This window comes from Pseudomonas sp. GW823-FHT02E01, assembly GCF_058797535.1.
Map to the genome: position 1 here is coordinate 391898 of NZ_JBXAJS010000006.1, position 25051 is coordinate 416948.

Consider the following 25051-nt stretch of genomic DNA (forward strand, 5'->3'; position numbering starts at 1 on the left):
CGCCGTGGGCTTTATTGGCAGTCAGTCTGGCAACGCCTTACTGAGGCTTGGCTTCAGTTTTTGGTTTGCCGAAGTGCCACTCGTAAACCACGAATTTGAAGTCTTTCAGGTCGCCTTTCTCGTCGAAGCTCAGGTCGCCGGTAGGCGTCTTGAAGGTGCCGGCGTGGATGGCTTCAGCCACTTTGGCGGAGTCTTCGGACTTGGCAGCCTTGATGCCGTCGGCGATCACGGTCACAGCCGAGTAGGCCGGGAACACGAACGGACCGCTTGGATCTTCTTTCTTGGCTTTGAACGCATCAGCCAGGGCAACGTTGGCCGGATCCTGGTCGAAGGATTTCGGCAGGGTCACCAGCAGGCCTTCGGAAGCGTCCTTGGCGATCTGCGAAATGGAGTCGTTACCCACGCCTTCCGGACCCATGAACTTGGCTTTCAGGCCTTTTTCCGCAGACTGACGCAGGATCAGGCCCAGCTCCGGGTGGTAGCCGCCGTAGTAGACGAAGTCGACGTTGGCTTGCTTGAGCTTGGCGATCATCGAGGAGAAGTCTTTGTCGCCGGCGTTGACGCCTTCGAACACGGCAACCTTGACGCCTTTGCCTTCCAGGGTTTTCTTCACGGCAGAGGCGATGCCTTCACCGTATTGCTGTTTGTCGTGCAGAACAGCAACGATCTTCGGTTTTACGAAGTCGGCAATGTAGTTACCGGCGGCAGGGCCCTGGGCGCTGTCCAGACCGATGGTGCGGAACACCATTTTGTAACCACGGGCGGTGATGTCCGGGCTGGTGGCAGCCGGGGTGATCATGATCACGCCTTCGTCTTCGTAGATGTCCGAAGCCGGTTGAGTGGAGCTGGAGCACAGGTGACCGACTACGAACTTGACGCCGTCGTTGACGACCTTGTTCGCGACTGCCACAGCTTGTTTCGGATCACACGCGTCATCGTATTCAACGGCTTCGAGTTTCTTGCCGTCCACGCCGCCCTTGGCGTTGATTTGCTCGATGGCCATTTTGGCGCCACTGAACTGCATGTCGCCGTATTGGGCTACAGGGCCGGTCTTAGGGCCGGCGATGCCGATCTTGATGGTGTCAGCTGCGAACGAATGGCTGGCAACCCCGGCCAGAACCATAGCGGCAAACAGTTTGGAAATCTGCTTAGTAGCCTTAGTCATAGTGCTCCACTCTTACTGTTGTAGTTTTTATAGTCCTGGCGCCGAAAGCAGCAGAACCGGGTCGGATATCTGCGACATTCCCCGGAAAAGTCCCTCGGCAACTGTACCGGTACAGTGTAGAGCGCCGATTGTCAGCCTGGGAAGGCAGCGCCGGGGGACAAAACCTGCAAGTGTCGCTTTATTGAAAGTAAAAGACAGAATTGCGGCGGGGTGTTGAGGGGCTTATAGCCGTATTCAGTGCATTCCCTGGCTTTCCTGCGCTTTTCATTTCGGTCACTCAATTGCATCCGGGTTTTTCTGCCAGTCCACCGACGTTATCATTCGCGTCGATTTCTTTTCCGGACAGTCCCATGAATCAAGAACCTAGCACCCTCTATGCCAAGCTGCTTGGTGAAACCGCATCTATTACTTGGAAAGAGCTGGAGCCGTTCTTCGCCAAGGGTGCCCTATTGTGGGTCGATCCTGGCCTGGATCTGATCGCCGCCGCCGAGGCCGTTGCCCAGGATGAAGGGGAGAAAGTGGCTGCCTGGCTGGCCGCCGACAAGCTCGGCAAGCTCTCTGAAACGCGGGCGCTGGATCTTTTTGAACGTGATCCACAGCTGTGGGCCGTGGTTGTTTCGCCGTGGATTCTGATCCAGGAAAGGGCGCAGGCTTAAAAGGTCGCACCTGATTGGTGCGTTCATTTCTGAGGGAAAAGTGTGTAGCCGAGTAGCGTGATGGCATGTTGCCGTAGAGAAAGGCCACAGCCTCACGGTGACGTAAACGTAACGGGAACAGTTGGGAGGGCAACTGAACGTCTGCTCAATTGTTTCTGAATGTTGATTTGCAGTAATTCAAGGCCGCCATCGCGAGCAAGCTCGCTCCCACAGGGATCGCATTCTTTCAAACAGAACGCGGTCAACTGTGGGAGCGAGCTTACTCGCGATAGGGGCGGTGAGTTTTTCGGGTCTTGTTAAGCCGTTTTGCCCGTATGGTTATTCAACGAAATAACCTTGGTCTTGCCGATGCGGTGACGGTAGATCTCGCGCAGGTACTTGATCGATTTCTTCACGCAATCCCGGGACAGGCGGATGTCGTTGATCGAGACGAACTTGTCCTTGTCGTTGATCAGCTCACGGTACTTCTTCTCGTACATCGGCTTGATCGCGTACCAGTTGGTATCGAGGATCTTCGCCGGGTTCTCGAATTCGTTGAGTAGTTCGTCAATCCGGTCTTCATCGAACTGTTCGTTGATGATGAAGTCCAGGATCGAGTTGTCCAGGGTCTCGTCGAAGCGGTACGGGTTTTTCGCGAAGCAGCGCTTGATGAAGGCCACGATCAGCGTCAGGAAATCGTCCGACAGGCACGGGCTCTTGGCGATCAGGGTGGTCAGCGACAGGTTGGCCGAAGCACCGATCACCAGCGCGTAGCGCTTGAGCGTGGTGTTGGGAAACAGGCTGTTGAGATGAGTCTTCAACCGGTTCAAATCCATGTAGGACAGCTTGTAGTCCTTCGGCAACGAAACGATCGACACCACCGACGAGCAATTCTTGAAGAAGTGCAGGTCATGCAGGGCCGCCGCGTCGTAACCCGAGTTCTTGTACTGCTCCAGCGACGCGCGATAGCGCTTGGACTCGATCGGCAACAGGCTGATGCCCTCGATGGCCTGGGTGACCTTGTTGAAGTGCGGCAGGTCGATCGAGCGGAAGAACAGGTCGTCGATGTTCAGGCGTTGCGGCTCTTTCTCGAACACCTTGAATTTGTCGCTGCTCGGCGCCGGGGTTTCCGGTACCACGGACTCGGCGTAGGCAATCGCCACCGGGCCGGCCAGGCTCATGAACAGGTCGTTGGCGTCCAGGCGGATGGTTTCGCCGATGTCGATGCCGGCACGACGGAAATAGTTCTGGTCGTAGTCGGTGGTCACCGCCTGGGCCGTCAGAATGTTGAAGATCTGCTGCGAGATGTATTGGTTGGCATGCTTTTCCATGGCATTGACATCAATGTTCTGGATATTGCCGTCATCGTTCTCTTCGGCGTAACGCATGATGTCGTTGGAGATCAGCATCATCGCGTTCCATGGGCGGATGCGGCCCATGACGCTGGCTTCGCTGCTGTCTTCGTTGGCGAAGTTGTAGGAGAAGTCCCACTCTTCCGACAGATATTTGCACAACAGGCGACCGGCGTTGATGTGCAGCGCCTCGGACATTTCACTGCGGTGATCTGAAATGTTCGGCAGTACACAGATGCCACTGGTGAAGATCGGTTCGAAGACGAAGGAGTGGCCGCTCTTGCTGTCGTGCTCGTCCATCGGCTTGGTATCGAACGTCTTGTTCATGTACGAGTGCTGCTGGGCCAGGCCGAACTCCGAGGCCATGCCCGAGCCGGTACCGCCGCCGGCACTGAAGATCGAGAAATACAGGCGCGACTGGTTCGCCTTGATGCCGCAGCTGTCGATCAGGTACGAGTGAATCATTTTCCAGTCGGGGCTGGAGAAGCGCTGGGTGTCCTTGTTCAGGATGATCTTGGCCAGGTACTGGCCGAGGATCGGCGCGTTACCGGCGCCACCGGCGTGGACTTCCGACAGGTCCATGATCTTCATCTTGCTGTAGTCGCGCAGAAAGCCGCTTTTTTCGCCCTTGCGCGAGAAACGGATGCGCCCGGCGATGTCCTTGTCCAGGTCGCCGAGCATCACCAGCGGCTCGACCAGGAACACCGGCTTGGTGTTTTTGTTCTGGCCCAGGCGCAGGTTGTTGCGAATCCACTGGGCCGGGCTGTAACCCTTTTCGGCAAAACGCTTGTCCGGCGACAGACGATCTTCGTTGTTGAATTCGTTGAGGTAGAACTTGCGGGCGTTGTACACCAGTTCCGCCACGTCCAGCGCAATGTTCGAGCCACAGCGGCCCAGGCCGATCAGGCATACCGACGGGAATTCCTGATCGCTGTGCTGTTCGCTGTCGCCTTCCAGGTGCGGTGCGCGCGGGAACACCATGTCGCGCAGGCCGTCGAGGTTGTCGAGGATGCGGTCGGTGTTGGTTTCGGTGAAGTACAGGTATTGCTGGGTCGCCAACGGGCGCGCTTGAATCAATGGCTTAGGTGATGACGGGCTGTTGGCCGCGGGGCTCAACGTCAGATCGGTTACCGCAGTGGCCGGGTTGTTTTTAGAAGTCATAGTTCGCCATCTACCTGGGCTGATTGGTTGGCCGACTCACTGTCGTCGAACCGTCACGGAATACAATCGCGTCTTTTTTCAGCGCGTACTTGGACCATGCCTTGGTCTTTAGCCTGAGCATTGCTCGGAGTGAATCCTTTCCTGAGTCATGATGAATCGGCCAATATTCGGTGATCTTTAATCAAGAAGAGGCAAAATGATGTCAACGCTACCTTCGTTAGGGTTTGCCGGGATCGGCCTGATGGGGCTGCCGATGTGCCGGCGCCTGCTGGCCGCGGGTTATCCGCTGGCGGTATGGAATCGCAATCCGGACAAGTGCAAGCCGCTGGTGGAGGCCGGCGCGCGCCAGGTCGCCAGCCCGGCCGAACTGTGCCAGCACGCTGACGTGGTGATGCTGTGCCTGGCCGATACCTCGGTCGTACGCGAGGTGGTGTTTGGTCCGGCAGGTGTTGTGGAGGGCGCCAAAAAAGGCCAGCTGCTGGTGGATTTCTCCAGCCTGGAGCCCAACGCTACGCGGGAAATGGCCGCAGAACTTGCCGCTAAAACCGGCATGGGCTGGCTCGATACGCCGGTGTCCGGTGGCGTGGTCGGTGCCGAGGCTGGAAGCCTGGCGATCATGGTCGGCGGTGAGCTACAGGATCTGGAGCGGGTCAGGCCTGTCCTGTTGAACCTGGGGCAGCGTGTGACGCATATGGGCGGCGTCGGGGCCGGGCAGGTGACCAAGGCGTGCAATCAGATGATCGTCGCCTGCAATGCATTGGTGATTGCCGAAGTGGTCGCGTTGGCGGAGCGTTCCGGGGTTGATGCCAGTCTGATCGCCGAAGCGCTGGCCGGCGGCTTTGCCGATTCGAAACCCTTGCAGATCCTGGCCCCGCAGATGGCGCAAAACCGTTTCGAGCCGGTCAAATGGCACGTACGGACGTTACTCAAGGATCTGGATACAGCAGTGAAGTTTTCCCGTGAACAAGGCTCGGCGACACCGATCAGCGGTCTGGCCGCGCAGTTGATGCGCCTGCATGGGAGTCAGGGGTTTCTTGAAAAGGACCCGTCTACATTAGTGCAGTTGTACCGTGAACCAGGCTCAGCGTCGTGACGGTGTAGGCGTGCTTGCGCTGGTTGATTTCTTTCAGTACCGGATGCAGTTCGGCCAGTGGCACCGGCCGACTCAGCAGATAGCCCTGAACGAAGTCACAGCCATGGTCTTCCAGGAACTGGTATTGCTCGAAGGTTTCGACCCCTTCGGTGACCACTTGCAGGTGCAGGGTATGGGCCATGACGATAATCGCCTGGACGATTTCCATATCCTGGGTCGCCTTGGGAATGTCCTGGATGAACGAGCGGTCGATTTTCAGTGTGTTGAGCGGCAAGCGCTTGAGGTAGGCCAGGGATGAATAGCCGGTGCCGAAGTCATCGATCGACAGCGAAACGCCGAGGGCGCGTATCTGGCGCAGCAGCACCAGGGTGTCGGCGATATTGCCCATCAAGGCGTTTTCGGTGACCTCCAGTTCCAGACGGTGGGGCTCCACACCGGAGGCCCGCAATGCGTACTCGATTTCATCGGCCAGTTCTTCGCGCGCCAGGTTCAGGGGCGAGCAGTTCACGGCGATCTTCAGGTCTTCACAGCCTTGGCGCGACAACTCGCCCAGATCCTCGCAGGCCTTGCGCAGCACCCAGTTGTCCAGCTCGGCGATCAGGCCATTGGCTTCGGCGATGGCGATAAAACGATCCGGTACGAGGAAGCCGTGGACCGGGTGTTGCCAGCGGATCAAGGCTTCGAGCTTGCTCACCTGACCGGTCTTGAGGTCATAGATTGGTTGGTAATAGAGCATCAGGCCGGTGTCTTCACGCAGGGCGTGGCGCAACTCTTCTTCCAGTTGCAGCTCGAGTGTGGCGCGGGTTTTCAGGTCGGCACTGAAAAAACTCAGCCCGTTCCGGCCGCCACCCTTGGACTGATACAGCGCCAGATCGGCGTTTTTCAACAGTTCCTCGCAGGTCTTGCCGTCTTCCGGAAACAGGCTGATGCCGATGCTGGTGGTCATGACCATGCGCCTGCCGGCCAACTCGATGGGCTCCTTCATTTTCAGCATGATGCGTTGGGCCATCTGCCGCGCTTCGTCACGATCACGCAGGTCGATGAGCAGGCAGAACTCGTCGCCGCCGAAGCGAGCGACCACATCCTCATAACTGCGAACAGAGCTCTTGATGTGCCCGGCAAGCACTTTGAGCAGTTCGTCACCGGCATCGTGGCCAAGGCTGTCGTTGATCCGCTTGAAATGGTCGATGTCCAGGAACATGACCGCCAGCATCCCGCCTTTGTTGGTTTTTTCGATGAGTTTTTCAGCGAAGACCTGGTTGAACCCGCGGCGGTTGATCAGGTTGGTCAGCGCATCGTAGTTCGCCAGCTGTTGCAGCGACATGCGCGCCTGGTCAAGTTGGCTTAGCAGGGAGTTGACCCGTTGCAGGTCATGGTCCTTGTGTTGCAGCTTCTTGTCCGCCAGTGCCGCGCTGATGCTGCTGCCGATGATCAGCAGGGTGATGACCGTCACGGTCAGCGCCAGTTGCAGATGGCGATGTTCGCCGGTTTGCGCTGGCAGGCTGTCGCTGGGCATCACCATGTTGAAGGCGGCCATGGCAGTGAGGTGCATACCGAGGATGCCCGCCCCGAGCACCAGGCTGGCGCCGAATTTGAAAAGCTGATGCAGCATGCCTGCACCGTCGCGCAGATACCATGCCAGCAACAAGGCGGCCAGCGCGGCACCGATCGCGATCGCGATGGACAGGGCGAACAGGCCCGGATGGTAATAGACCGAGGCATTGGAGTGCATGGCCGTCATGCCCACGTAATGCATGGTCGCGATACCCAGGCCGATCCCGACCGATGACGTGAGGCACTGTCGAAAACTCAGCTCAGGAAGGCTGAGGGTACGCATCGCCAGCCATGCGGCGAACAGCGCGATGGTTAGCGAGAACACCGTGACAGGCAGTTGGTAGTGAAGATCGATAGGCGCCTGGAATGCCAGCATCCCGACGAAATGCATGGCCCAGATGCCGCCGGCCAGGCATCCGCTGCCCACCCAGCGCCAGAGCGTTTGGGACGCGGATTTTTCAGCGTGAGCAACCCGTTCGGCCATGTCCAGTGTCGCGAAACCGCCGACACAGGCGACCAGATAAGCCAGCAGCACCAGAAACGGGTCATGTGTGCAATTAAGTATGACCTGCCCAGTCTCTGGTAGCTCGGTAATGAAATGCAAACCAAGCCACTCCATAGCATGCCCCATCGTTAAGCTTCAGGTCGGCGCAAGGAGCGTCGGCGAATGTCGTGGAGTATAGAGGGCGTGGATGGAGCGCAAGCAGTAGTGGCACATTGATGCCAATTTTTTTGATATTAGGCTAATAGCGATTAGTGCTATGACTCAGGCGATTTGCTTCTGAGGCGTCTCGAACGCGGGTTGCAGGGCCGGCAAACCGAAAGCCGCACGGGCCGCGTCGCAATCGGGATTTGCCAGGCCGTCGACCCACGAAGCGTCGAACTCCCGACAGGTGCTGGAGCGTTTTTCGTAAATGGAGCACTGCACCGTACTGCCCACGTCTCCGACCAGGCTGGTGCAGCGCACGGGTTTGCAACCGGTTCCGAGCATCGCGACCCGACTGGGGCTGATCTGCTCGACAAGCTCATCGGGTACCGTCCCCCCGGACGAGGCGCATTCACCCCAGAAAAATGACACGCGAAAATGAGAACAGCAGGCACCGCAATTCAGACACGGACTGGCTTCGGACATGGGCGATTATCTAAGGAGGAGTGGAGACACAGGGGGGAAACAAGGCCGCTATTCTAGGCTTCGCCAACGGCTTGGGAAGGGGGGCTGAAAGGTATTTTTCATCGCTCGGACGGACTGCGAAATACCCGTCCCGCGAAAGCTCCTACAGGTTGCGTCCCATGGGTTGGTATCAGCCTGGCGAATAATGAAAGACAGGCGCGGCCGGCCTGTCTAGATTGCAAAGTCCGGGGGCAGTGACGCCCCAAAAACAATAAAAGAGACGGACCCATGCAGAACTCGACCCAAGCGGCCAATGCCTGGCGCATTCTGTTCCTGTTGTTCCTGGCCAACCTGTTCAATTTTTTCGACCGCACCATCCCGGCCATCATCATCGAGCCCATTCGCATGGAATGGCACCTCAGTGACTTCCAGTTGGGGATCATCGGGACGGCATTCACCATCGTCTACGCCATTGCCGGCTTGCCGCTGGGGCGCATGGCCGATACCGGCTCGCGCAGCAAGCTGATGGGCTGGGGGCTGGCGGTATGGAGCGGGTTGACCGCCGTCAACGGCATGGTGGGCAGTTTCTGGAGCTTCCTGATCGTGCGCATGGGCATCGGCATCGGCGAGGCCAGTTACGCGCCAGCCGCCAACTCGCTGATCGGCGACTTGTTTCCGGCGCACCGTCGGGCGCGGGCCATGGGGATCTTCATGCTGGGGCTGCCCTTGGGGCTGTTGCTGGCGTTCTTCACCATTGGCGCGATGGTCAAGGCCTTCGATAGCTGGCGCGCACCGTTCTTTATCGCGGCGGTGCCCGGGCTGATCCTGGCGGTCTTCATGTTTTTCATCAAGGAACCAAAGCGCGGCGCTGCCGAGAGCGTTCAGGTTTCGCAGGAAAAAATCGATCGGCCGATCCGTCGGGTATTGGCAGTGCCAACCTTCCTGTGGTTGGTGATGGCCGGCCTGTGTTTCAACTTCGCCACCTATGCTTGTAACTCGTTTCTGGTGCCGATGCTGCAACGCTACTTCCTCATGCCGTTGCAGGATGCCGCAGTGGCGACCGGAGTTATTGTCGGTGTGACCGGGCTGGTCGGCCTGACCCTCGGTGGCTGGATCGCGGACAAGATTCACCAGCGCATCGCCAACGGACGGCTTTTGTTTGCCGCCTTCAGCCTGGTGATTTCGACGGTCTGCACCGCGTGGGCGCTGCATTCCGGGCGAATCGAGATCGGTGTGTTTGTCGCGGTATTCAGTATGGGCTGGCTGTTCGCCTACAACTTTTATACCTGCGTGTACACGGCGATTCAGGATGTGGTCGAGCCTCGGTTGCGGGCAACGGCGATGGCGCTGTTCTTTGCCGGGCTGTACCTGTTGGGCGGTGGCCTGGGGCCGGTGGTGGTCGGGGCATTGTCGGATCACTTCGCCCACACGGCGATGCTTGCGGCGGGCGCGGAGCAAATGACTGAGGCGTTTAAAGCGGTCGGCCTGCATGACGCGATGTACCTGATACCGGTGGCGTTGTTGCTCACCGTGGTGTTTCTGTTCCTGGCTTCGCGGTGTTTTGTGAGGGACGCCAAGCGGATGAAGGACGGGTTGGTGGCGGTGGTTGAGCCTGACAGTTCTGCGGTGACTGCTTAACCGCTATCGCGAGCAAGCTCGCTCCCACAGGTATCTCATAGGCACTGAAGATCCAATGTGGGAGCGAGCTTGCTCGCGATGAGGTCATCAGCAGCACTACTGAATTTGAAGTAAACAAAAAAGGCCCGCATCGCTGCGGGCCTTCTTTTCATAGCGGTGGAGGAGGGTTGTTAACCCGCCACCAGCACCCGAATCGCTTCCAGTCGCAGCGCAGCCTTGTCGAGCATGGCCAGGCCTTGCTCGCGTTGTTTGCGCAGGGCCACCAGTTCGCTGTCGCGCACGGTCGGGTTGACCGCTTGCAGGGCGGTCAGGCGCGCCAGTTCTTCGTCGGTATCGGCGGCCAGGCGACGCTGCGCCTCGGCGACACGTTCAGTGTGGCGCGGCAGGATCTTCGCTTCACCGGCGTTGATCCGTGGCGTCAGTTGGTCACGCTGGGCCTGGATGAACTTGTTGGCGCTGGCACGCGGCACGCTTTCGAGCTGATCGTTCAAGGTTTCGAACGACACGCGGGCCGACAGGTCGTTGCCGTTGGTATCGAGCAGGCAACGCAGGGCGGCCGGTGGCAGGTAACGGCCCAGTTGCAGCGAGCGCGGGGCAACCACTTCGCTGACATAGAGCAGTTCCAGCAACACGGTGCCAGGTTTCAGCGCCTTGTTCTTGATCAGCGCCACGGCGGTGTTGCCCATGGAGCCGGACAGCACCAGGTCCATGCCGCCCTGAACCATCGGGTGTTCCCAGGTGATGAACTGCATGTCTTCGCGAGACAGCGCCTGGTTACGGTCGTAGGTGATGGTCACGCCTTCGTCGTCGCCCAGCGGGAAGCTGGCGTCGAGCATTTTTTCGCTCGGCTTGAGGATCAGCGCGTTTTCCGAATGGTCTTCGCTGTCGATGCCGAAGGCGTCGAACAGGGTTTCCATGTAGATCGGCAGGGCGAACTGATCGTCTTGCTCGAGGATGTCTTCAACCAGCGCATCACCTTCGCCAGCGCCACCGGAGTTGAGCTCCAGCAAACGGTCGCGGCCGGTGTGCAGTTCGGCTTCCAGACGTTCACGCTCGGTACGGGCTTCGTCGATCAGCGCTTGCCACTCGCCATCGTCGGCTTCTTCGAGCAGCGGCAGCAGGCGCGGGCCGAACTGGTGCTGCAAGGCGTTGCCGGTCGGGCAGGTGTTGAGGAACGCATTCAGCGCTTCGTGGTACCACTGGAACAGGCGCTCTTGCGGGCTGGTTTCCAGATACGGCACGTGCAGTTCGATGATGTGCTTCTGGCCGATCCGGTCCAGTCGACCGATACGTTGTTCCAGCAGGTCCGGGTGGGACGGCAGATCGAACAGCACCAGGTGATGGGAGAACTGGAAGTTGCGACCTTCACTGCCGATTTCCGAGCAGATCAGCACCTGCGCGCCAAATTCTTCGTCGGCGAAATAGGCGGCGGCGCGGTCACGCTCGAGGATGTTCATGCCCTCGTGGAACACCGTGGCCGGGATGCCGGAGCGCACACGCAGGGCGTCTTCCAGGTCCATGGCGGTTTCGGCGTGGGCGCAGATCACCAGCACTTTAGTGCGCTTGAGCATCTTCAGTTGATCGATCAGCCATTCGACGCGCGGGTCGAATTTCCACCAGCGTTCTTCTTCACTGGCGTCCGGTTGGGCCTGGAAGCTGACTTCCGGGTACAGCTCAGCGTGATCGCCCAATGGCAGTTCGAGGTATTCGTCCGGGCACGGCAGCGGGTACGGGTGCAGCTTGCGCTCCGGGAAACCCTGCACGGCAGCGCGGGTGTTGCGGAACAGCACGCGGCCGGTGCCGTGGCGGTCGAGCAATTCACGCACCAGACGCGCACTGGCTTCGGTGTCGCCATCGTTGACGGCGGCCAGCAGGGCTTCGCCTTCGTTGCCGAGGAAACCGTGGATGGTCTTGTGGGCTTGCGGCGACAGGCGTCCCTTGTCCAGCAACTCCTGAACGGCTTCAGCCACCGGGCGATAGTTTTCGCTCTCGGCGCGGAAGGCTTGCAGGTCGTGGAAACGGTTCGGGTCGAGCAGGCGCAGACGAGCGAAGTGGCTGTCCTGGCCCAGTTGTTCCGGAGTGGCGGTCAACAGCAGCACGCCGGGAATGGTCTCGGCGAGTTGCTCGACCAGGGAATACTCAGGGCTGACCTGATCTTCGTGCCACACCAGGTGGTGAGCCTCGTCGACCACCAGCAAGTCCCAGCCCGCCGCGAACAGCGCGTCCTGGGCTTTCTCGTCGTCCACCAACCACTCAAGCGCGACCAGTGCGAGCTGGGTGTCTTCGAAGGGGTTGCTGGCATCGCTTTCGATGAAGCGTTCTTCGTCGAACAGCGCGACCTGCAGGTTAAAGCGGCGGCGCATCTCGACCAGCCACTGGTGCTGCAGGTTTTCCGGAACCAGGATCAGCACGCGGTTGGCGCGGCCCGAGAGCAATTGGCGATGGATCACCAGGCCGGCTTCGATGGTTTTGCCCAGGCCTACTTCGTCGGCCAGCAGAACCCGTGGCGCGATACGGTCGGCGACTTCGCGGGCAATGTGCAACTGGTGCGCGATCGGTTGCGCACGCACGCCACCCAGACCCCAAAGGGAGGACTGCAACTGGCGACTGGTGTGTTCCAGTGTGTGGTAACGCAGGGAGAACCAGGCCAGCGGGTCGATCTGGCCGGCGAACAGACGGTCGCTGGCCAGGCGGAACTGGATGAAGTTCGACAGTTGGGTTTCCGGCAGGGTGACCACTTCGTTCTGCCCGTTGAGGCCGTGGTAAACCAGCAGGCCATCGACGTCGTCGACTTCGCGAACGGTCAGCTTCCAGCCTTCGAAGTGAGTGATGGAGTCACCGGGCGAAAACCGCACACGGGTGAGGGGCGCATTCCTTAGCGCGTACTGGCGAGTGTCGCCAGTGGCCGGATAGAGCACGGTCAACAAGCGGCCGTCCTGTGCCAGAACGGTGCCTAAACCCAGCTCGGCTTCGCTGTCACTGATCCAGCGTTGCCCCGGTTGATACTGCTGCGCCATGCTGCCTGACTCCCACCTGAAAAAGCGGGCTATCTTAACGGAATGAGGGCTTCAGGGCCAAAGGACTCTCAGAAAAACTCACAGTCATACGTTAGCCCACCTGTGCATGACGCGCCGCCCGGTGCACTAATGAGTGCCAAATGAGTCACAGTTTGCGACCGATGGCTCAAGTCGCCATCCCCGCAGCCGACAGCCTGCTGACAGGAGACTGAAAACCATGCTGCCACCGATGCTCCCCTTGAGTGCCGTGCCGATCACTTCACAGACCGACCCGATCCGTCAGCGTCCGGATATTCCTCCGGTGGCGCCGGTGCAGGAAAGCTCCAGTGAAAGCACGATCGACCTGCAAAAGCGCAATCCTGAGGAGGACGGACTGGTGCTGCGCGAGGAACAGCGCCGCAGGCAGGAGCAGGAACGACGTCGCCACGAAGCTGATAATGACCCGCAGGCTCACCTGGCGATTCCCGGGGATGAGCTCAATGCCGACAACACCGTGCCGGTGGCACCGCTGATGGAAGATCAGCCGCGGCAAGGGTTGTGGGTCGATATCGAGATTTGAGCGCAGGCTGGTCAGCACGGCCGTCAGGCCGCATTATTGGCGCAGGGTTGCCGAACGCTACGGCGGCTTAAACTCATTTCAAGCGATGCACTGACTGCCATGAGCCAAGACGACAAACTGATTGACCTCAATGCCGAGCGCGCCAAGCGTGTTCATGACCTCAATGACAAGCGGCTCAATGAAGTTCGCCAGGCGTTCGAGCAGGCCATGCCATTGGGCAAGGCCAAAAAAAAGCCGAAAAACAAACCGAAAAAGCGCTGAAATCCCCCGCATTCATTGATGCGGGTCAAACTTCTCCCTTCCTCTTGCCCAGTCTCGGGCGACATTGATCCCGGTCAATATTCTCTCCTGCCCGTTTGGTTAACTTAGCCCTATCGCAACAGGGCAGGTACAGGAGACGCGTCATGTTTTTCGACAACGTGGTGATCGCCGGAGTGCTGACTGTCAGCCTCATGTTTGTATTTTTTGCAGGGTTCGGACTTTTTATCTGGAAGGATTCGCACAAGCGGAAATAACCGTAGTTCTTTCTGGATGTAATGAGCACGCAAGGCATTTTGGGCAACTTCGGTTGCCCTTTTTTTTGCCTGTAAAAAACTATCGGTAAACACGTAACCCTGTAGGAGCGAGCTCTGCTCGCGATGGACGCCAGCGATGACGCGGGCTGCCTGAATGTACGCGTTGTCCTTGCGGTCATCGCGAGCAGAGCTCGCTCCTACAGTGATTTTTTGCGATTGGTGGCAATAAAAAAGGCGCGGTCCTTGCGGAGCGCGCCTTTTTCGATGCCGCTGTATCAGCTACCCAGCGCCTTCGAGGCCAGCCAGAACAACCCGGCCGACAGGGCCACGGTGGCTGGCAGGGTCAATACCCAGGCCAGCAGGATGGTTCTGACGGTGCCGCCTTGCAGGCCGCTCTTGTTGGCGACCATGGTGCCCGCCACGCCCGAGGACAGCACGTGGGTGGTGGAAACCGGCAGGCTGAAGATGTTGGCCATGCCGATCAGGCTGGCGGTGGTGATCTGCGCCGACATGCCTTGGGAGTAAGTCATGCCTTGCTTGCCGATCTTCTCGCCAATGGTCAGTACCACGCGTTTCCAGCCGACCATGGTGCCCAGGCCCAAGGCCAGTGCAACCGCCAGGATCACCCAGAACGGAGCGTACTCAGTGGTGGTGGTCAGGTCTTTGCGCAATTTGTCCAGGTCAGCCTTTTCACGGGCCCCGAGCGTTGGCAATTTGCTGACTTTCTTCGCGGTGTCATCCAGGCAGAGCAGGTAACGACGTACTTCGATGCGGCTTTCCGCCGACAGCGAATGGTAGTCGGCTACACCCTTGAGGGTGCCGAGCAGGGCGGTGATGGTCGGTTCGGTCTGTTGCGGGTTGCAACGGAATTTCTCCGGCAAGTCGCCGTTCAAGCTCTTGCCCAGGGCCAGGAACTCGCCCAGGGTTTCGGAATTGCGCTGGTAGAACTGGCTCAGGTGCAACGTAGCGTCGCGAGTCCGTTCGATCTGGTAGGTCGTGCTGTTCAGGTCGAGGACGAACTGGGCCGGCACGATACCGATCAGGACCAGCATGATCAGGCCGATACCTTTCTGGCCATCGTTGGAACCGTGCACGAAACTCACGGCCATGGCCGAGATCACAAGTACCAGGCGATTCCAGAACGGCGGGTGTTTCTTGTCGTCGATCTTGCGGCGCTGTTCCGGCGTCTTGTGCATCTTCGACAGCGGACGCCACCATTTAAGACCGATCAGGATCAGCGCGGCGATCAGGAAGCCTGCCATTGGCGAGAATACCAGCGACATGCCGATATCGATCGCCTTTTGCCAGTTCACTCCGTCAGCCAACGGAATTTCGTTGATCAGGGCGTTGGCCAGGCCCACGCCGAGGATCGAACCGATCAGCGTGTGGGAGCTGGAGGCGGGGATACCGAAGTACCAGGTGCCCAGATTCCAGGTGATGGCTGCGGCGAGCAACGAGAACACCATGGCCAGTCCGTGACCGGTGTTCACATTGATCAGCAGTTCTACCGGCAGCAGGTGGACGATGGCATACGCCACGCCGACCCCGCCCAGCAGCACGCCGAGGAAGTTGAACACACCGGAGAAGAACACCGCCAGGTGAGGCGGCATGGCTTTGGTGTAGATAACGGTCGCCACCGCGTTAGCGGTGTCATGAAAGCCGTTGATGAACTCGAAGGCGAGGACAAAGGCCAGGGCGAGCAAGAGGCTCACAAGCACCCAAGCATCCAGTCCGCTGAATAAATCGATCATGAAGGTTTTCTGACCCGGTCATAAGGGGGCGCGATTATGCCAGAAAAGACTGCTAATCAATGCACTAGCTGCTCATCGGTAACATTCTTCAACGAATTTTTTTGCCGCAGAACCTGAAAACCCACGGTTTTGCTGTGTTTTTTAACTCATTGATTTTATTGGAAAAATTGACTGTCACAAAACCTTCACGGCCCGGTAAGAGGGGCTTGAACGGTTGTGAGAAAAATCTGAGAAATAGGTCAGATACCGGAAATCTGCCTGATTCGACGACGGTGATGGCCGCTGCCCGCTCGTAGCGGGCGCGAAAGGCAACATCAATACATCCCGCTTTTAACGGGTGCAGAGGCAGGTTCTTGTAAGGATCAGGCCGAAGCAGTCACGGCTCTTCGGCTTTGAGTTCCTTTTCCATTTTTTGAAGTTCTTGCTGGAAAACCTGATCCTGAACGGTGGCGCGTTTACGCCAGGGTTTACGTTCCGGTTCGGGTTGAGCGGCGTAAGTGGTGACTTCTCCGCCGTAAACTTCCTTGTAGCGTTGTTCCTGGCGCTCTAGTTCCGCGCGCAGTTCGTCTTTCGTCACAGTGCTACCTGATTGAGTTGGGATAAATTCTGGTGAAAACGCGCTGCATCAAATCGTTTGATCACGTTCGTCGAGTGGGCAATGCCCGACAAGGCATCGTTTTTGGCAACAACGTGATCAATACTTCCATGTCACAGGCGGCCACGACACCAGAGATAAATAGCTGACGTAGCTTCAGTTTCCTGTTTCGGCAAGCGCGATGGCAAGGCTGTGCAATGCGGATCTGGCGCTTGCAACGGGCAACGGCGATGGAACATCGCCTGGCCGGGTAGCGGGTTCGGCAAGTAAAAAACCGAAGCGCTACTGAATTGTATTATAGCTGCCGATTTGAAGAACACTATCTCCAAAGAGTTAAAAGTGAATCTTGGTGTGTGACCGTTTTGTTGCTCGAAACTTTGCGATTAACTAGAACGTCGACGGATACCGCATTGCTGCGATGCCTTTCTGACGCCATTAAATCAGGCAAGTTACGGTAATTGGATTGCCCCATTAAGTCCTGCGTCGAGTCGGCGCAAACATGGGGCGTAAGTCAGCGAAAACCGGACATCAGCGCATGTGATTTGCACGACGGATTGCGATTATCGGTCGAGTGTTCGATAATCGCACGGAGTTGACGGGCCGGGCTTGAGCGCCAGGCTCGCCCTTTGTAATAGTCGCTGATCCGAATGGGTAAAAGGACGTTGTATGAACGATCAAATGCGCAATTCCTTCGCTTCAGTGGCTCCTCCCATCGTTGCCTCACCTGCCAAACGGATCCAGGCACTGACCGGCGACCCGGATTTCATGACGTCCCTGGCCCGCGGCCTGGCCGTGGTGCAAGCGTTCCAGGAGCGCAAACGACACCTGACCATCGCCCAGATCAGTCACCGCACGGAAATTCCCCGCGCCGCCGTGCGCCGTTGCCTGCACACCCTGATCAAGCTCGGCTACGCCACCACCGACGGCCGCACCTATTCGCTGCTGCCCAAAGTGCTGACCCTCGGCCATGCCTATGTGTCATCTACGCCGCTGGCGGTTTCCGCCCAGCCTTACCTGGACCGCATGAGCGAGCAACTGCACGAGGCCTGCAACATGGCCACGCTGGAGGGTGATGACATTCTGTACATCGCGCGCTCCGCGACCACCCAGCGGCTGATTTCGGTGGACCTGTCGGTGGGCGGGCGCTTGCCGGCCTATTGCACCTCGATGGGGAGGATCCTGCTGGCCGCGCTGGATGACACCTCGCTGGGCGAATACCTCGACCACGCCGAATTGCAAGCCAAGACCAGCCGCACGATCCACACCCCCGAGGCGTTGCTCGAATGCCTGCAAGAGGTGCGACAGCAAGGCTGGTGCATCGTCGACCAGGAACTCGAGCAAGGACTGCGTTCGATTGCCGTCCCGGTGTACGACGCTTCCGGGCAGGTGGTTGCGGCCCTCAATGTCAGCACTCACGCCGGGCGAGTCAGCCGCAATGAACTGGAACAGCGGTTCCTGCCTGGTTTGTTGAGCGCCAGCCGCGACCTCAGCGCCCAGTTGTTTGCCTAAGCCGTTCGATAAACGCACAGAGTCGCGTTTATCGAATTGACGCTGTTTCCTCCGGATCATTACTGTCGCGGCTTCGTCAGCATCTGCTGACATCGTTCGACCGCGATCCGTGGGATAAAAATAATGAACCAGCCTCAGTCTGCTGTAGGTAACTGCCTCGACGTGCAGTCCTTCATCAATGCCCAACCCATTTCGCGCTACCAGTGGCGCGTGGTGATCCTGTGTTTCCTGATTGTCTTCCTCGATGGCCTCGACACCGCGGCAATGGGCTTCATCGCCCCGGCCCTGTCCCAGGACTGGGGTATCGACCGAGCCAGTCTCGGCCCGGTGATGAGTGCGGCGTTGATCGGCATGGTCTTCGGCGCACTGGGCTCCGGCCCTCTGGCTGACCGCTTCGGGCGAAAAGTCGTACTGGTCGGCGCGGTGCTGTTGTTCGGTGCCTTCAGCCTGGCCTCGGCCTACAGCACCAATGTCGATCAGCTGTTGGTGTTGCGCTTCCTGACCGGCCTGGGTCTGGGCGCCGGCATGCCGAACGCCACCACGCTGCTGTCGGAATACACCCCTGAGCGCAAAAAGTCCCTGCTGGTGACCAGCATGTTCTGCGGCTTCAACCTCGGCATGGCTGGCGGCGGATTTATCTCGGCCAAGCTCATTCCGGCCTTTGGCTGGCACAGCCTGCTGCTGATCGGTGGAGTGCTGCCGCTGATCCTCGCCGTCGTTTTGCTGTTCTGGTTGCCGGAGTCGGCGCGTTACCTGGTGGTGCGCAACCGCGGTACGGACAAAGTACGCAAGGCACTGGCGCCGATTGACCCGACGGTGGTGGCCCAGGCGTCCAGTTTCAGTGTGCCGGAACAGAAAACCGTGAAGGCGCGCAATGTGTTCGCGGTGATCTTCTCCGGCACCTACAGCACCGGCACCTTGCTCTTGTGGCTGACCTACTTCATGGGCCTGGTGATCGTTTACCTGCTGACCAGTTGGCTGCCGACGCTGATGCGTGACAGTGGCGCGAGCATGGAGCAGGCCGCCTTCATCGGCGCGCTGTTCCAGTTTGGTGGCGTGCTGAGTGCGGTGGGCGTGGGCTGGGCAATGGACCGGTTCAATCCGCACAAGGTCATCGGCACTTTCTACCTGCTGGCCGGGGTGTTTGCCTACGCGGTAGGGCAGAGCCTGGGCAACATCGCGCTGTTGGCGACGCTGGTGCTGGTGGCCGGGATGTGTGTCAACGGTGCGCAATCGGCAATGCCGTCACTGGCTGCGCGGTTTTATCCGACTCAGGGGCGGGCCACCGGCGTGTCGTGGATGCTCGGGATCGGCCGCTTCGGCGCCATCCTCGGGGCGTGGATGGGCGCGACGCTGCTGGGCCTGGGCTGGAACTTCGAGCAAGTGCTGACGGCGCTGGTGATTCCGGCGGCGCTGGCGACGACGGCAGTGGTGATCAAGGGCATGGTCAGTCATGCGGATGCGACCTGAGGCCATCACTCGGGTTCTTTATTGCTGTTGCGGGCCTCTTCGCGAGCAAGCCCGCTCCCACAAGGATCACACTTATCCCTGTGGGAGCGGGCTTGCTCGCGAAGCTTTTGATCTGGATTGTTAGCCGAGCAACAATGTGTTCGATAATCGAACGCTCAGTCGATTATCGGATTGTTTGGCCTTTTTCAGAAGCTTAACCTTCAGTCATTCCGGCGCTGCGCATCGGCGCCTTCTTCCACTGTCGGTTAACAATAAACGGGAGCCTGCCCCAATGGCTGAAATCCTTTCGCTGCACGACGCGGTGAAGCAATTCGTAAACGACGGCGATACGGTCGCGCTCGAAGGCTTTACTCACCTGATCCCGACGGCCGCCGGTCACGAAATCATTCGCCAGGGCAAGAAAGACCTGACCCTGGTGCGGATGACCCCTGACTTGATCTACGACCAGTTGATCGGTGCCGGTTGTGCCCGCAAACTGATTTTCTCCTGGGGCGGCAACCCGGGTGTCGGCTCCCTGCATCGCCTGCGTGACGCTGTGGAGAAACAGTGGCCCCACGCGCTGGAAATCGAAGAACACAGCCACGCCGACCTGGCCAACGCCTACGTCGCCGGGGCATCCGGCCTGCCGTTCGCGGTGCTGCGTGCCTACGCCGGTTCCGATTTGCCGAAGGTTAACCCGCTGATCAAATCCGTGACCTGCCCGTTCACCGGCGAAGTGTTGGCAGCAGTGCCTTCGGTGCGTCCGGATATCACGGTGATTCATGCGCAGAAAGCCGACCGCAAGGGCAATGTGCTGCTGTGGGGCATCCTCGGCGTGCAGAAAGAAGCTGCGCTGGCGGCCAAGCGCTGCATCGTCACCGTTGAGGAAATCGTCGACGACCTCAATGCGCCAATGAACTCCTGTGTATTGCCAACCTGGGCCTTGAGCGCGGTTTGCCACGTACCTGGCGGCGCGCATCCATCCTACGCCCACGGTTACAACGAACGCGACAACCGCTTCTACCAGGCCTGGGACCCGATTGCCCGCGACCGTGAAACCTTCACCGCGTGGATCAACGAATACATCCACGGCAGCGCTGACTTCAGCGAGTTCCAGGCCAAACTGGCCGCCGCTTCGGAGGCGAAGTAATGACTTACACCACCAATGAAATGATGACCGTTGCCGCTGCCCGTCGCCTGAAGAACGGCTCGGTGTGCTTCGTGGGCATCGGCCTGCCGTCGAAAGCGGCCAACCTGGCGCGCCTGACTTCCTCGCCTGATGTGGTGCTGATCTACGAATCGGGCCCGATCGGTGCCAAGCCAAGTGTATTGCCACTGTCGATTGGCGACGGTGAGCTGGCGGAAACCGCCGACACCGTGGTGCCGACCGGCGAGATTTTCCGTTACTGGCTGCAGGGCGGGCGCATTGACGTCGGTTTCCTCGGCGCGGCGCAGGTCGACCGTTTCGGCAACATCAACACCACCGTCGTGGGTGATTACCACGCGCCGAAAGTCCGTCTGCCGGGTGCAGGTGGCGCGCCGGAGATTGCCGGTTCCGCCAAGAGCGTGTTGATCATCCTCAAGCAGTCGTCGCGCTCCTTTGTCGACAAACTCGATTTCATTACCTCGGTCGGCCACGGCGAGGGCGGCGATTCGCGCAAGCGTCTCGGTCTGCCAGGCGCCGGACCGGTGGGGATCATCACCGATCTGTGCATCATGGAGCCGGAAGCCGGTACCCATGAGTTCGTGGTCACTGCACTGCATCCGGGTGTGACCCGCGAGCAAGTGGTTGATGCCACCGGTTGGGCGATTCGCTTTGCCGACCAGGTTGAGCAAACCGCCGAGCCGACTGAAGTCGAACTGACCGCGCTGCGCGACCTCGAAGCCCGTACCGCTGCCGCACACGGCCAAGCCCCCGGAGAAGCGTGATGCGTGACGTTTATATCTGCGACGCGATTCGTACCCCCATCGGCCGTTTCGGCGGTGGCCTGTCGTCGGTGCGTGCCGACGACCTGGCTGCCGTGCCAATCAAGGCCTTGATGGAGCGCAACCCGTCGGTGGACTGGAACGCGGTGGACGAGGTGTTCCTCGGCTGCGCCAACCAGGCCGGTGAAGACAACCGCAACGTTGCGCGTATGGCACTGTTGCTGGCCGGCCTGCCGGAAACCATTCCCGGCGTGACCCTCAATCGCCTTTGCGCTTCGGGCATGGATGCCATCGGCACCGCGTTTCGCGCCATCGCCAGCGGCGAGATGGAACTGGCGATTGCCGGCGGCGTCGAGTCGATGTCCCGTGCGCCGTTCGTGATGGGCAAGGCCGATGCCGCTTTTTCGCGCAACATGAAGCTCGAAGACACCACCATCGGCTGGCGCTTCATCAACCCGTTGATGAAGGCCCAGTACGGCGTGGATGCGATGCCGCAGACCGCTGACAACGTGGCCGACGATTACAAGGTGTCCCGCGCCGATCAGGACGCGTTCGCCCTGCGCAGTCAACAACGCACGGCCGCCGCACAAGCCGCCGGGTTCTTCGCCGAAGAAATCGTTGAAGTGCGCATAGCCCACAAGAAGGGTGAAACCGTGGTCAGCCAGGACGAGCATCCTCGCGCCGACACCACCCTGGAAGCTCTGACCAAACTCAAACCGGTCAACGGCCCCGACAAGACCGTCACCGCCGGCAATGCCTCGGGTGTAAACGACGGCGCCGCCGCGTTGATCCTGGCTTCGGCCGAAGCGGTGAAGAAACACGGCCTGACTGCCCGTGCCAGAGTGCTGGGCATGGCCAGCGCCGGCGTTGCCCCGCGGGTGATGGGCATTGGCCCGGTGCCGGCGGTGCGTAAACTGATCGAGCGCCTCGGTGTGGCGGTCAGCGATTTCGACGTGATCGAGCTCAACGAAGCCTTCGCCAGCCAAGGCCTGGCGGTGCTGCGTGAACTGGGGATCGCGGACGACGCGGCCCAGGTCAACCCGAACGGTGGTGCGATTGCCTTGGGTCACCCGTTGGGCATGAGTGGCGCGCGGCTGGTGTTGACCGCATTGCATCAGCTGGAAAAAAACGGTGGCAAGAAAGGTCTGGCCACCATGTGCGTCGGTGTCGGTCAGGGGCTGGCCCTGGCGATCGAGCGCGTCTGACGCGCTCTGAAGACTTATAAGAACTGAGGAATGTTTCATGACTGACAAGCCTGGTTACCGTCGCCCGCAGGAAGGCACCCAGCCGGAGTACCTGCACCCGACCTATCAATCCACCAACCTGCGCTCGCCGTCCAAGCCGTTGGTGTTCCTGCCGCATTCGCTGTCGGAAATCACCGGTCCTACCGTCGGCGCCGAGCGCATCAACGAGAAGGATAACGACCTGACCGCCCAGCACGAGGGGCAGCCTCAGGGGGAGCGCATCATCATCCACGGCCGTGTGCTGGATGAAAACGGTCTGCCGGTGCCGGGGATTCTGGTGGAGATCTGGCAGGCCAACGCCGCCGGTCGCTACGCCCATGCCCGCGACCTGCACGACGCACCGCTGGACCCGAACTTCACCGGCACCGGCCGCACCGTGACCGACGCCGATGGCTGGTACCAGTTCCAGACCATCAAGCCCGGCGCCTATCCATGGGGTAACCACCACAACGCCTGGCGCCCGGCGCACATCCATTTCTCGCTGTTCGGGCCGAGCATCCTGACGCGCCTGGTGACGCAGATGTATTTCCCGGGCGACCCGCTGCTGGCGTACGACCCGATCTACAACTGCGTGCCCGATACCAGCGCCAAAGAGCGTTTGATCGCCACGTTCGATCTGGAAAAAACCATCCCTTCCTATGCCCTCGGTTATCGCTGGGACATCGTATTGCGCGGCCGCGACGCCACGCCGATGGAGAAATAAGATGACGCTGACTGCGACCACGTCCCACACCGTCGGGCCGTACTACCACATCGGCCTGACCTGGCTGAACCGCGAAAACCTGACCGTCGAACAAACCCTGGGCGAGCGCGTAGCGATCACCGGGCAAGTGGTCGACGGCAATGGCGACATCGTCAACGACGCGATGCTGGAAGTCTGGCAGGCCAACGCCGCCGGCAAGTATGACCACCCCGAAGACGATCAGGACAAACCCCTGGACCCGAACTTCGAAGGCTTTGGCCGGGTGCCGGTGGATGCCGAAGGACGCTTTCGCTTTACCACCATCAAGCCCGGTTCGGTCGAGGGGCTCAAAGGCACGACCCAGGCACCGCACCTTGTCGTTCTGGTGTTTGCCCGTGGTTTGGTGAAGCACCTGCTGACGCGTATCTACTTTGATGGCGAGGCGGCCAACGTCAACGATCCGTTGCTGGAGTGCGTGCCGGCCGAGCGCCGCAGTACCTTGCTGGCCAAGAAGGATGCGTCGGGTGTTTATCAGTGGAATGTGATTCTGCAGGGTACCGATGCCGAGACGGTGTTCTTCGACTATTAAGTGAACACCGCAACACCTGTGGGAGCGAGCTTGCTCGCGATGACTGAGTCACATCCAGCATAAATGGTGACTGACCTGACGCTATCGCGAGCAAGCTCGCTCCCACAGGGGATTTGTGTTGCTGATTTATCTGCGGAACGGGAGTGTTGCAAAGTGTGTCTAGACTCTCACTTTCCCCATTGAGTGAAAAAACAATGACAACACCCACAGCGCCTATAGCTCTTTATACGGGCGAAGAACGCAGCAAGCGGATCTTCGCCATTGTCGGTGCCTCGTCCGGCAACCTGGTTGAATGGTTCGACTTCTACGTCTACGCCTTCTGTGCGATCTATTTCGCACCGGCCTTTTTCCCGTCCGATAACCCCACCGTGCAGCTGGTCAATACCGCTGGCGTGTTCGCCGCCGGGTTCCTGATGCGGCCGATTGGTGGCTGGATTTTCGGGCGCTTGGCGGACAAGCACGGGCGCAAGAATTCGATGTTGATCTCGATTCTGATGATGTGCTTCGGCTCGCTGCTTATCGCCTGCCTGCCGACCTACAGCAACATCGGGGTCTGGGCGCCGATCCTGTTGCTGTTCGCCCGTTTGCTGCAAGGCTTGTCGGTGGGCGGTGAGTACGGCACTACCGCAACCTACATGAGTGAAGTGGCGCTCAAGGGCCAACGCGGTTTCTTCGCCTCGTTCCAGTACGTGACCCTGATTGGCGGCCAATTGCTCGCGGTGTCGCTGGTGGTGGTCCTGCAACAGTTCCTCACCGAAGATGACCTGCGTGCCTACGGCTGGCGGATACCCTTCGTGGTGGGTGCCATGGCGGCGCTGGTTTCGCTGTATCTGCGTCGTTCGCTCAAAGAAACCACCAGCAAGGCAATGCGCGAAAACAAGGACGCCGGCAGCATCAGCGCTCTGTTTCGCGACCATAAAACCGCATTCATCACCGTACTCGGTTACACCGCCGGTGGTTCGCTGATCTTCTACACCTTCACCACGTACATGCAGAAGTACCTGGTGAACACCGCCGGCATGCCGGCCAAGACCGCTAGCTACATCATGACCGGCGCGCTGTTCCTCTATATGTGCATGCAGCCGATTTTCGGCATGCTCGCCGACAAGATCGGCCGGCGTAACTCGATGCTCTGGTTCGGCGCCCTCGGCACGCTGTGCACCGTGCCGATCCTGTTGAGCCTGAAAAGCGTGACAAGTCCGTTTCTGGCCTTCGTGTTGATTACCCTGGCGCTGGCGATCGTCAGTTTCTACACCTCCATCAGTGGCCTGGTGAAAGCCGAGATGTTCCCGCCCGAGGTGCGTGCATTGGGTGTCGGCCTGGCGTATGCGGTGGCGAATGCGATTTTCGGTGGTTCGGCGGAGTATGTGGCCTTGAGCCTCAAGGCCGTGGGCATGGAAAACTCCTTCTACTGGTACGTGACGGTGATGATGGCGATAGCGTTCCTGTTCAGCCTGCGTCTGCCGAAACAGGCGAAGTATCTGCATCACGACCTTTGATCTTCAC

Annotated in this window: 21 protein-coding genes; 14 read left to right on the plus strand and 7 right to left on the minus strand. The window is 59.5% G+C overall.

Annotated elements, in window-relative coordinates; translation table 11 throughout:
• Positions 1-37 precede the first annotated feature (37 nt).
• Entirely contained in the window at positions 38-1165 is a 1128-nt protein-coding gene (locus tag AC1RDQ_RS17360; protein WP_046816661.1) for a branched-chain amino acid ABC transporter substrate-binding protein, read from the minus strand.
• Positions 1166-1515: 350 nt separating this feature from the next.
• Here AC1RDQ_RS17360 and AC1RDQ_RS17365 point away from each other — a divergent pair, with 350 nt between their 5' ends.
• Positions 1516-1821, plus strand: a complete 306-nt coding sequence (locus tag AC1RDQ_RS17365; protein WP_008052913.1) for a DUF2288 domain-containing protein — start codon at positions 1516-1518, stop codon at positions 1819-1821.
• Between the two features lie 296 nt (positions 1822-2117).
• Here AC1RDQ_RS17365 and AC1RDQ_RS17370 read toward each other — a convergent pair whose 3' ends face one another.
• Positions 2118-4313, minus strand: coding sequence for a hypothetical protein (locus tag AC1RDQ_RS17370; protein ID WP_492587774.1), 2196 nt, complete (start codon positions 4311-4313; stop codon positions 2118-2120).
• Between the two features lie 196 nt (positions 4314-4509).
• Here AC1RDQ_RS17370 and AC1RDQ_RS17375 point away from each other — a divergent pair, with 196 nt between their 5' ends.
• On the plus strand, positions 4510-5406 hold the full coding sequence (locus tag AC1RDQ_RS17375; RefSeq protein WP_340316538.1) for an NAD(P)-dependent oxidoreductase: 897 nt from the start codon (positions 4510-4512) through the stop codon (positions 5404-5406).
• Here AC1RDQ_RS17375 and AC1RDQ_RS17380 read toward each other — a convergent pair.
• Together AC1RDQ_RS17380 and AC1RDQ_RS17385 are read right to left on the minus strand one after the other, a co-directional pair.
• Complete coding sequence (locus AC1RDQ_RS17380) at positions 5363-7579, minus strand: putative bifunctional diguanylate cyclase/phosphodiesterase (RefSeq protein WP_492587775.1); 2217 nt, start codon at positions 7577-7579, stop codon at positions 5363-5365. The genes AC1RDQ_RS17375 and AC1RDQ_RS17380 overlap by 44 nt on opposite strands.
• A 147-nt stretch (positions 7580-7726) precedes the next feature.
• Positions 7727-8092, minus strand: coding sequence for a YkgJ family cysteine cluster protein (locus AC1RDQ_RS17385; RefSeq protein ID WP_046043993.1), 366 nt, complete (start codon positions 8090-8092; stop codon positions 7727-7729).
• 267 nt (positions 8093-8359) lie between these two features.
• On the opposite strand from AC1RDQ_RS17385, the gene AC1RDQ_RS17390 reads away from it, so the two are divergent.
• Positions 8360-9709 (plus strand): spinster family MFS transporter, encoded by a 1350-nt coding sequence (locus AC1RDQ_RS17390; protein ID WP_349733377.1) that lies wholly within the window; start codon positions 8360-8362, stop codon positions 9707-9709.
• Between the two features lie 170 nt (positions 9710-9879).
• On the opposite strand, the gene rapA is transcribed toward AC1RDQ_RS17390, so the two are convergent.
• Complete coding sequence (rapA, locus tag AC1RDQ_RS17395) at positions 9880-12726, minus strand: RNA polymerase-associated protein RapA (protein WP_057716096.1); 2847 nt, start codon at positions 12724-12726, stop codon at positions 9880-9882.
• Between the two features lie 217 nt (positions 12727-12943).
• Between rapA and AC1RDQ_RS17400 the strand changes: the two genes are divergently transcribed.
• From AC1RDQ_RS17400 to ccoM, 3 genes are all read left to right on the plus strand, one after another.
• The gene (locus AC1RDQ_RS17400; RefSeq protein ID WP_492587776.1) at positions 12944-13285 is read left to right on the plus strand and encodes an aspartate-semialdehyde dehydrogenase; all 342 of its coding nucleotides are present in this window, start codon (positions 12944-12946) and stop codon (positions 13283-13285) included.
• A 99-nt stretch (positions 13286-13384) separates the two neighbouring features.
• Positions 13385-13546, plus strand: coding sequence for a hypothetical protein (locus tag AC1RDQ_RS17405; RefSeq protein ID WP_008016476.1), 162 nt, complete (start codon positions 13385-13387; stop codon positions 13544-13546).
• Between the two features lie 143 nt (positions 13547-13689).
• Positions 13690-13800 (plus strand): cytochrome c oxidase subunit CcoM, encoded by a 111-nt coding sequence (gene ccoM, locus AC1RDQ_RS17410; protein WP_007976669.1) that lies wholly within the window; start codon positions 13690-13692, stop codon positions 13798-13800.
• Positions 13801-14075: 275 nt separating this feature from the next.
• Here ccoM and AC1RDQ_RS17415 read toward each other — a convergent pair whose 3' ends face one another.
• Together AC1RDQ_RS17415 and AC1RDQ_RS17420 are read right to left on the minus strand one after the other, a co-directional pair.
• Positions 14076-15551 carry an inorganic phosphate transporter gene (locus AC1RDQ_RS17415; protein ID WP_057716094.1) on the minus strand — a complete coding sequence of 492 codons (1476 nt, stop codon included), beginning with the start codon at positions 15549-15551 and terminating at the stop codon, positions 14076-14078.
• A gap of 376 nt (positions 15552-15927) precedes the next feature.
• Complete coding sequence (locus AC1RDQ_RS17420; RefSeq protein ID WP_007986337.1) at positions 15928-16128, minus strand: hypothetical protein; 201 nt, start codon at positions 16126-16128, stop codon at positions 15928-15930.
• A gap of 684 nt (positions 16129-16812) precedes the next feature.
• Between AC1RDQ_RS17420 and pcaR the strand changes: the two genes are divergently transcribed.
• The 8 genes from pcaR to AC1RDQ_RS17460 all read left to right on the plus strand — a co-directional run bounded on the left by pcaR (position 16813) and on the right by AC1RDQ_RS17460 (position 25044).
• The gene (gene pcaR, locus AC1RDQ_RS17425) at positions 16813-17655 is read left to right on the plus strand and encodes a pca regulon transcriptional regulator PcaR (RefSeq protein ID WP_057716093.1); all 843 of its coding nucleotides are present in this window, start codon (positions 16813-16815) and stop codon (positions 17653-17655) included.
• Positions 17656-17778: 123 nt separating this feature from the next.
• Entirely contained in the window at positions 17779-19125 is a 1347-nt protein-coding gene (gene pcaK, locus AC1RDQ_RS17430; RefSeq protein ID WP_057716092.1) for a 4-hydroxybenzoate transporter PcaK, read from the plus strand.
• 271 nt (positions 19126-19396) lie between these two features.
• Positions 19397-20254 (plus strand): CoA transferase subunit A, encoded by an 858-nt coding sequence (locus AC1RDQ_RS17435; protein ID WP_008054173.1) that lies wholly within the window; start codon positions 19397-19399, stop codon positions 20252-20254.
• Positions 20254-21033 (plus strand): CoA-transferase subunit beta, encoded by a 780-nt coding sequence (locus AC1RDQ_RS17440; RefSeq protein ID WP_057716091.1) that lies wholly within the window; start codon positions 20254-20256, stop codon positions 21031-21033. Before AC1RDQ_RS17435 ends, AC1RDQ_RS17440 begins: the two co-directional genes overlap by 1 nt.
• Positions 21030-22235 (plus strand): 3-oxoadipyl-CoA thiolase, encoded by a 1206-nt coding sequence (pcaF, locus tag AC1RDQ_RS17445; RefSeq protein WP_492587777.1) that lies wholly within the window; start codon positions 21030-21032, stop codon positions 22233-22235. The genes AC1RDQ_RS17440 and pcaF overlap by 4 nt, the downstream gene beginning before the upstream one ends.
• A 37-nt stretch (positions 22236-22272) precedes the next feature.
• Complete coding sequence (pcaH, locus tag AC1RDQ_RS17450; protein WP_057716089.1) at positions 22273-22977, plus strand: protocatechuate 3,4-dioxygenase subunit beta; 705 nt, start codon at positions 22273-22275, stop codon at positions 22975-22977.
• A gap of 1 nt (position 22978) precedes the next feature.
• Positions 22979-23545 carry a protocatechuate 3,4-dioxygenase subunit alpha gene (gene pcaG / locus AC1RDQ_RS17455; protein ID WP_492587778.1) on the plus strand — a complete coding sequence of 189 codons (567 nt, stop codon included), beginning with the start codon at positions 22979-22981 and terminating at the stop codon, positions 23543-23545.
• Positions 23546-23739: 194 nt separating this feature from the next.
• Complete coding sequence (locus AC1RDQ_RS17460; protein WP_492587779.1) at positions 23740-25044, plus strand: MFS family transporter; 1305 nt, start codon at positions 23740-23742, stop codon at positions 25042-25044.
• Positions 25045-25051: the final 7 nt, after the last annotated feature.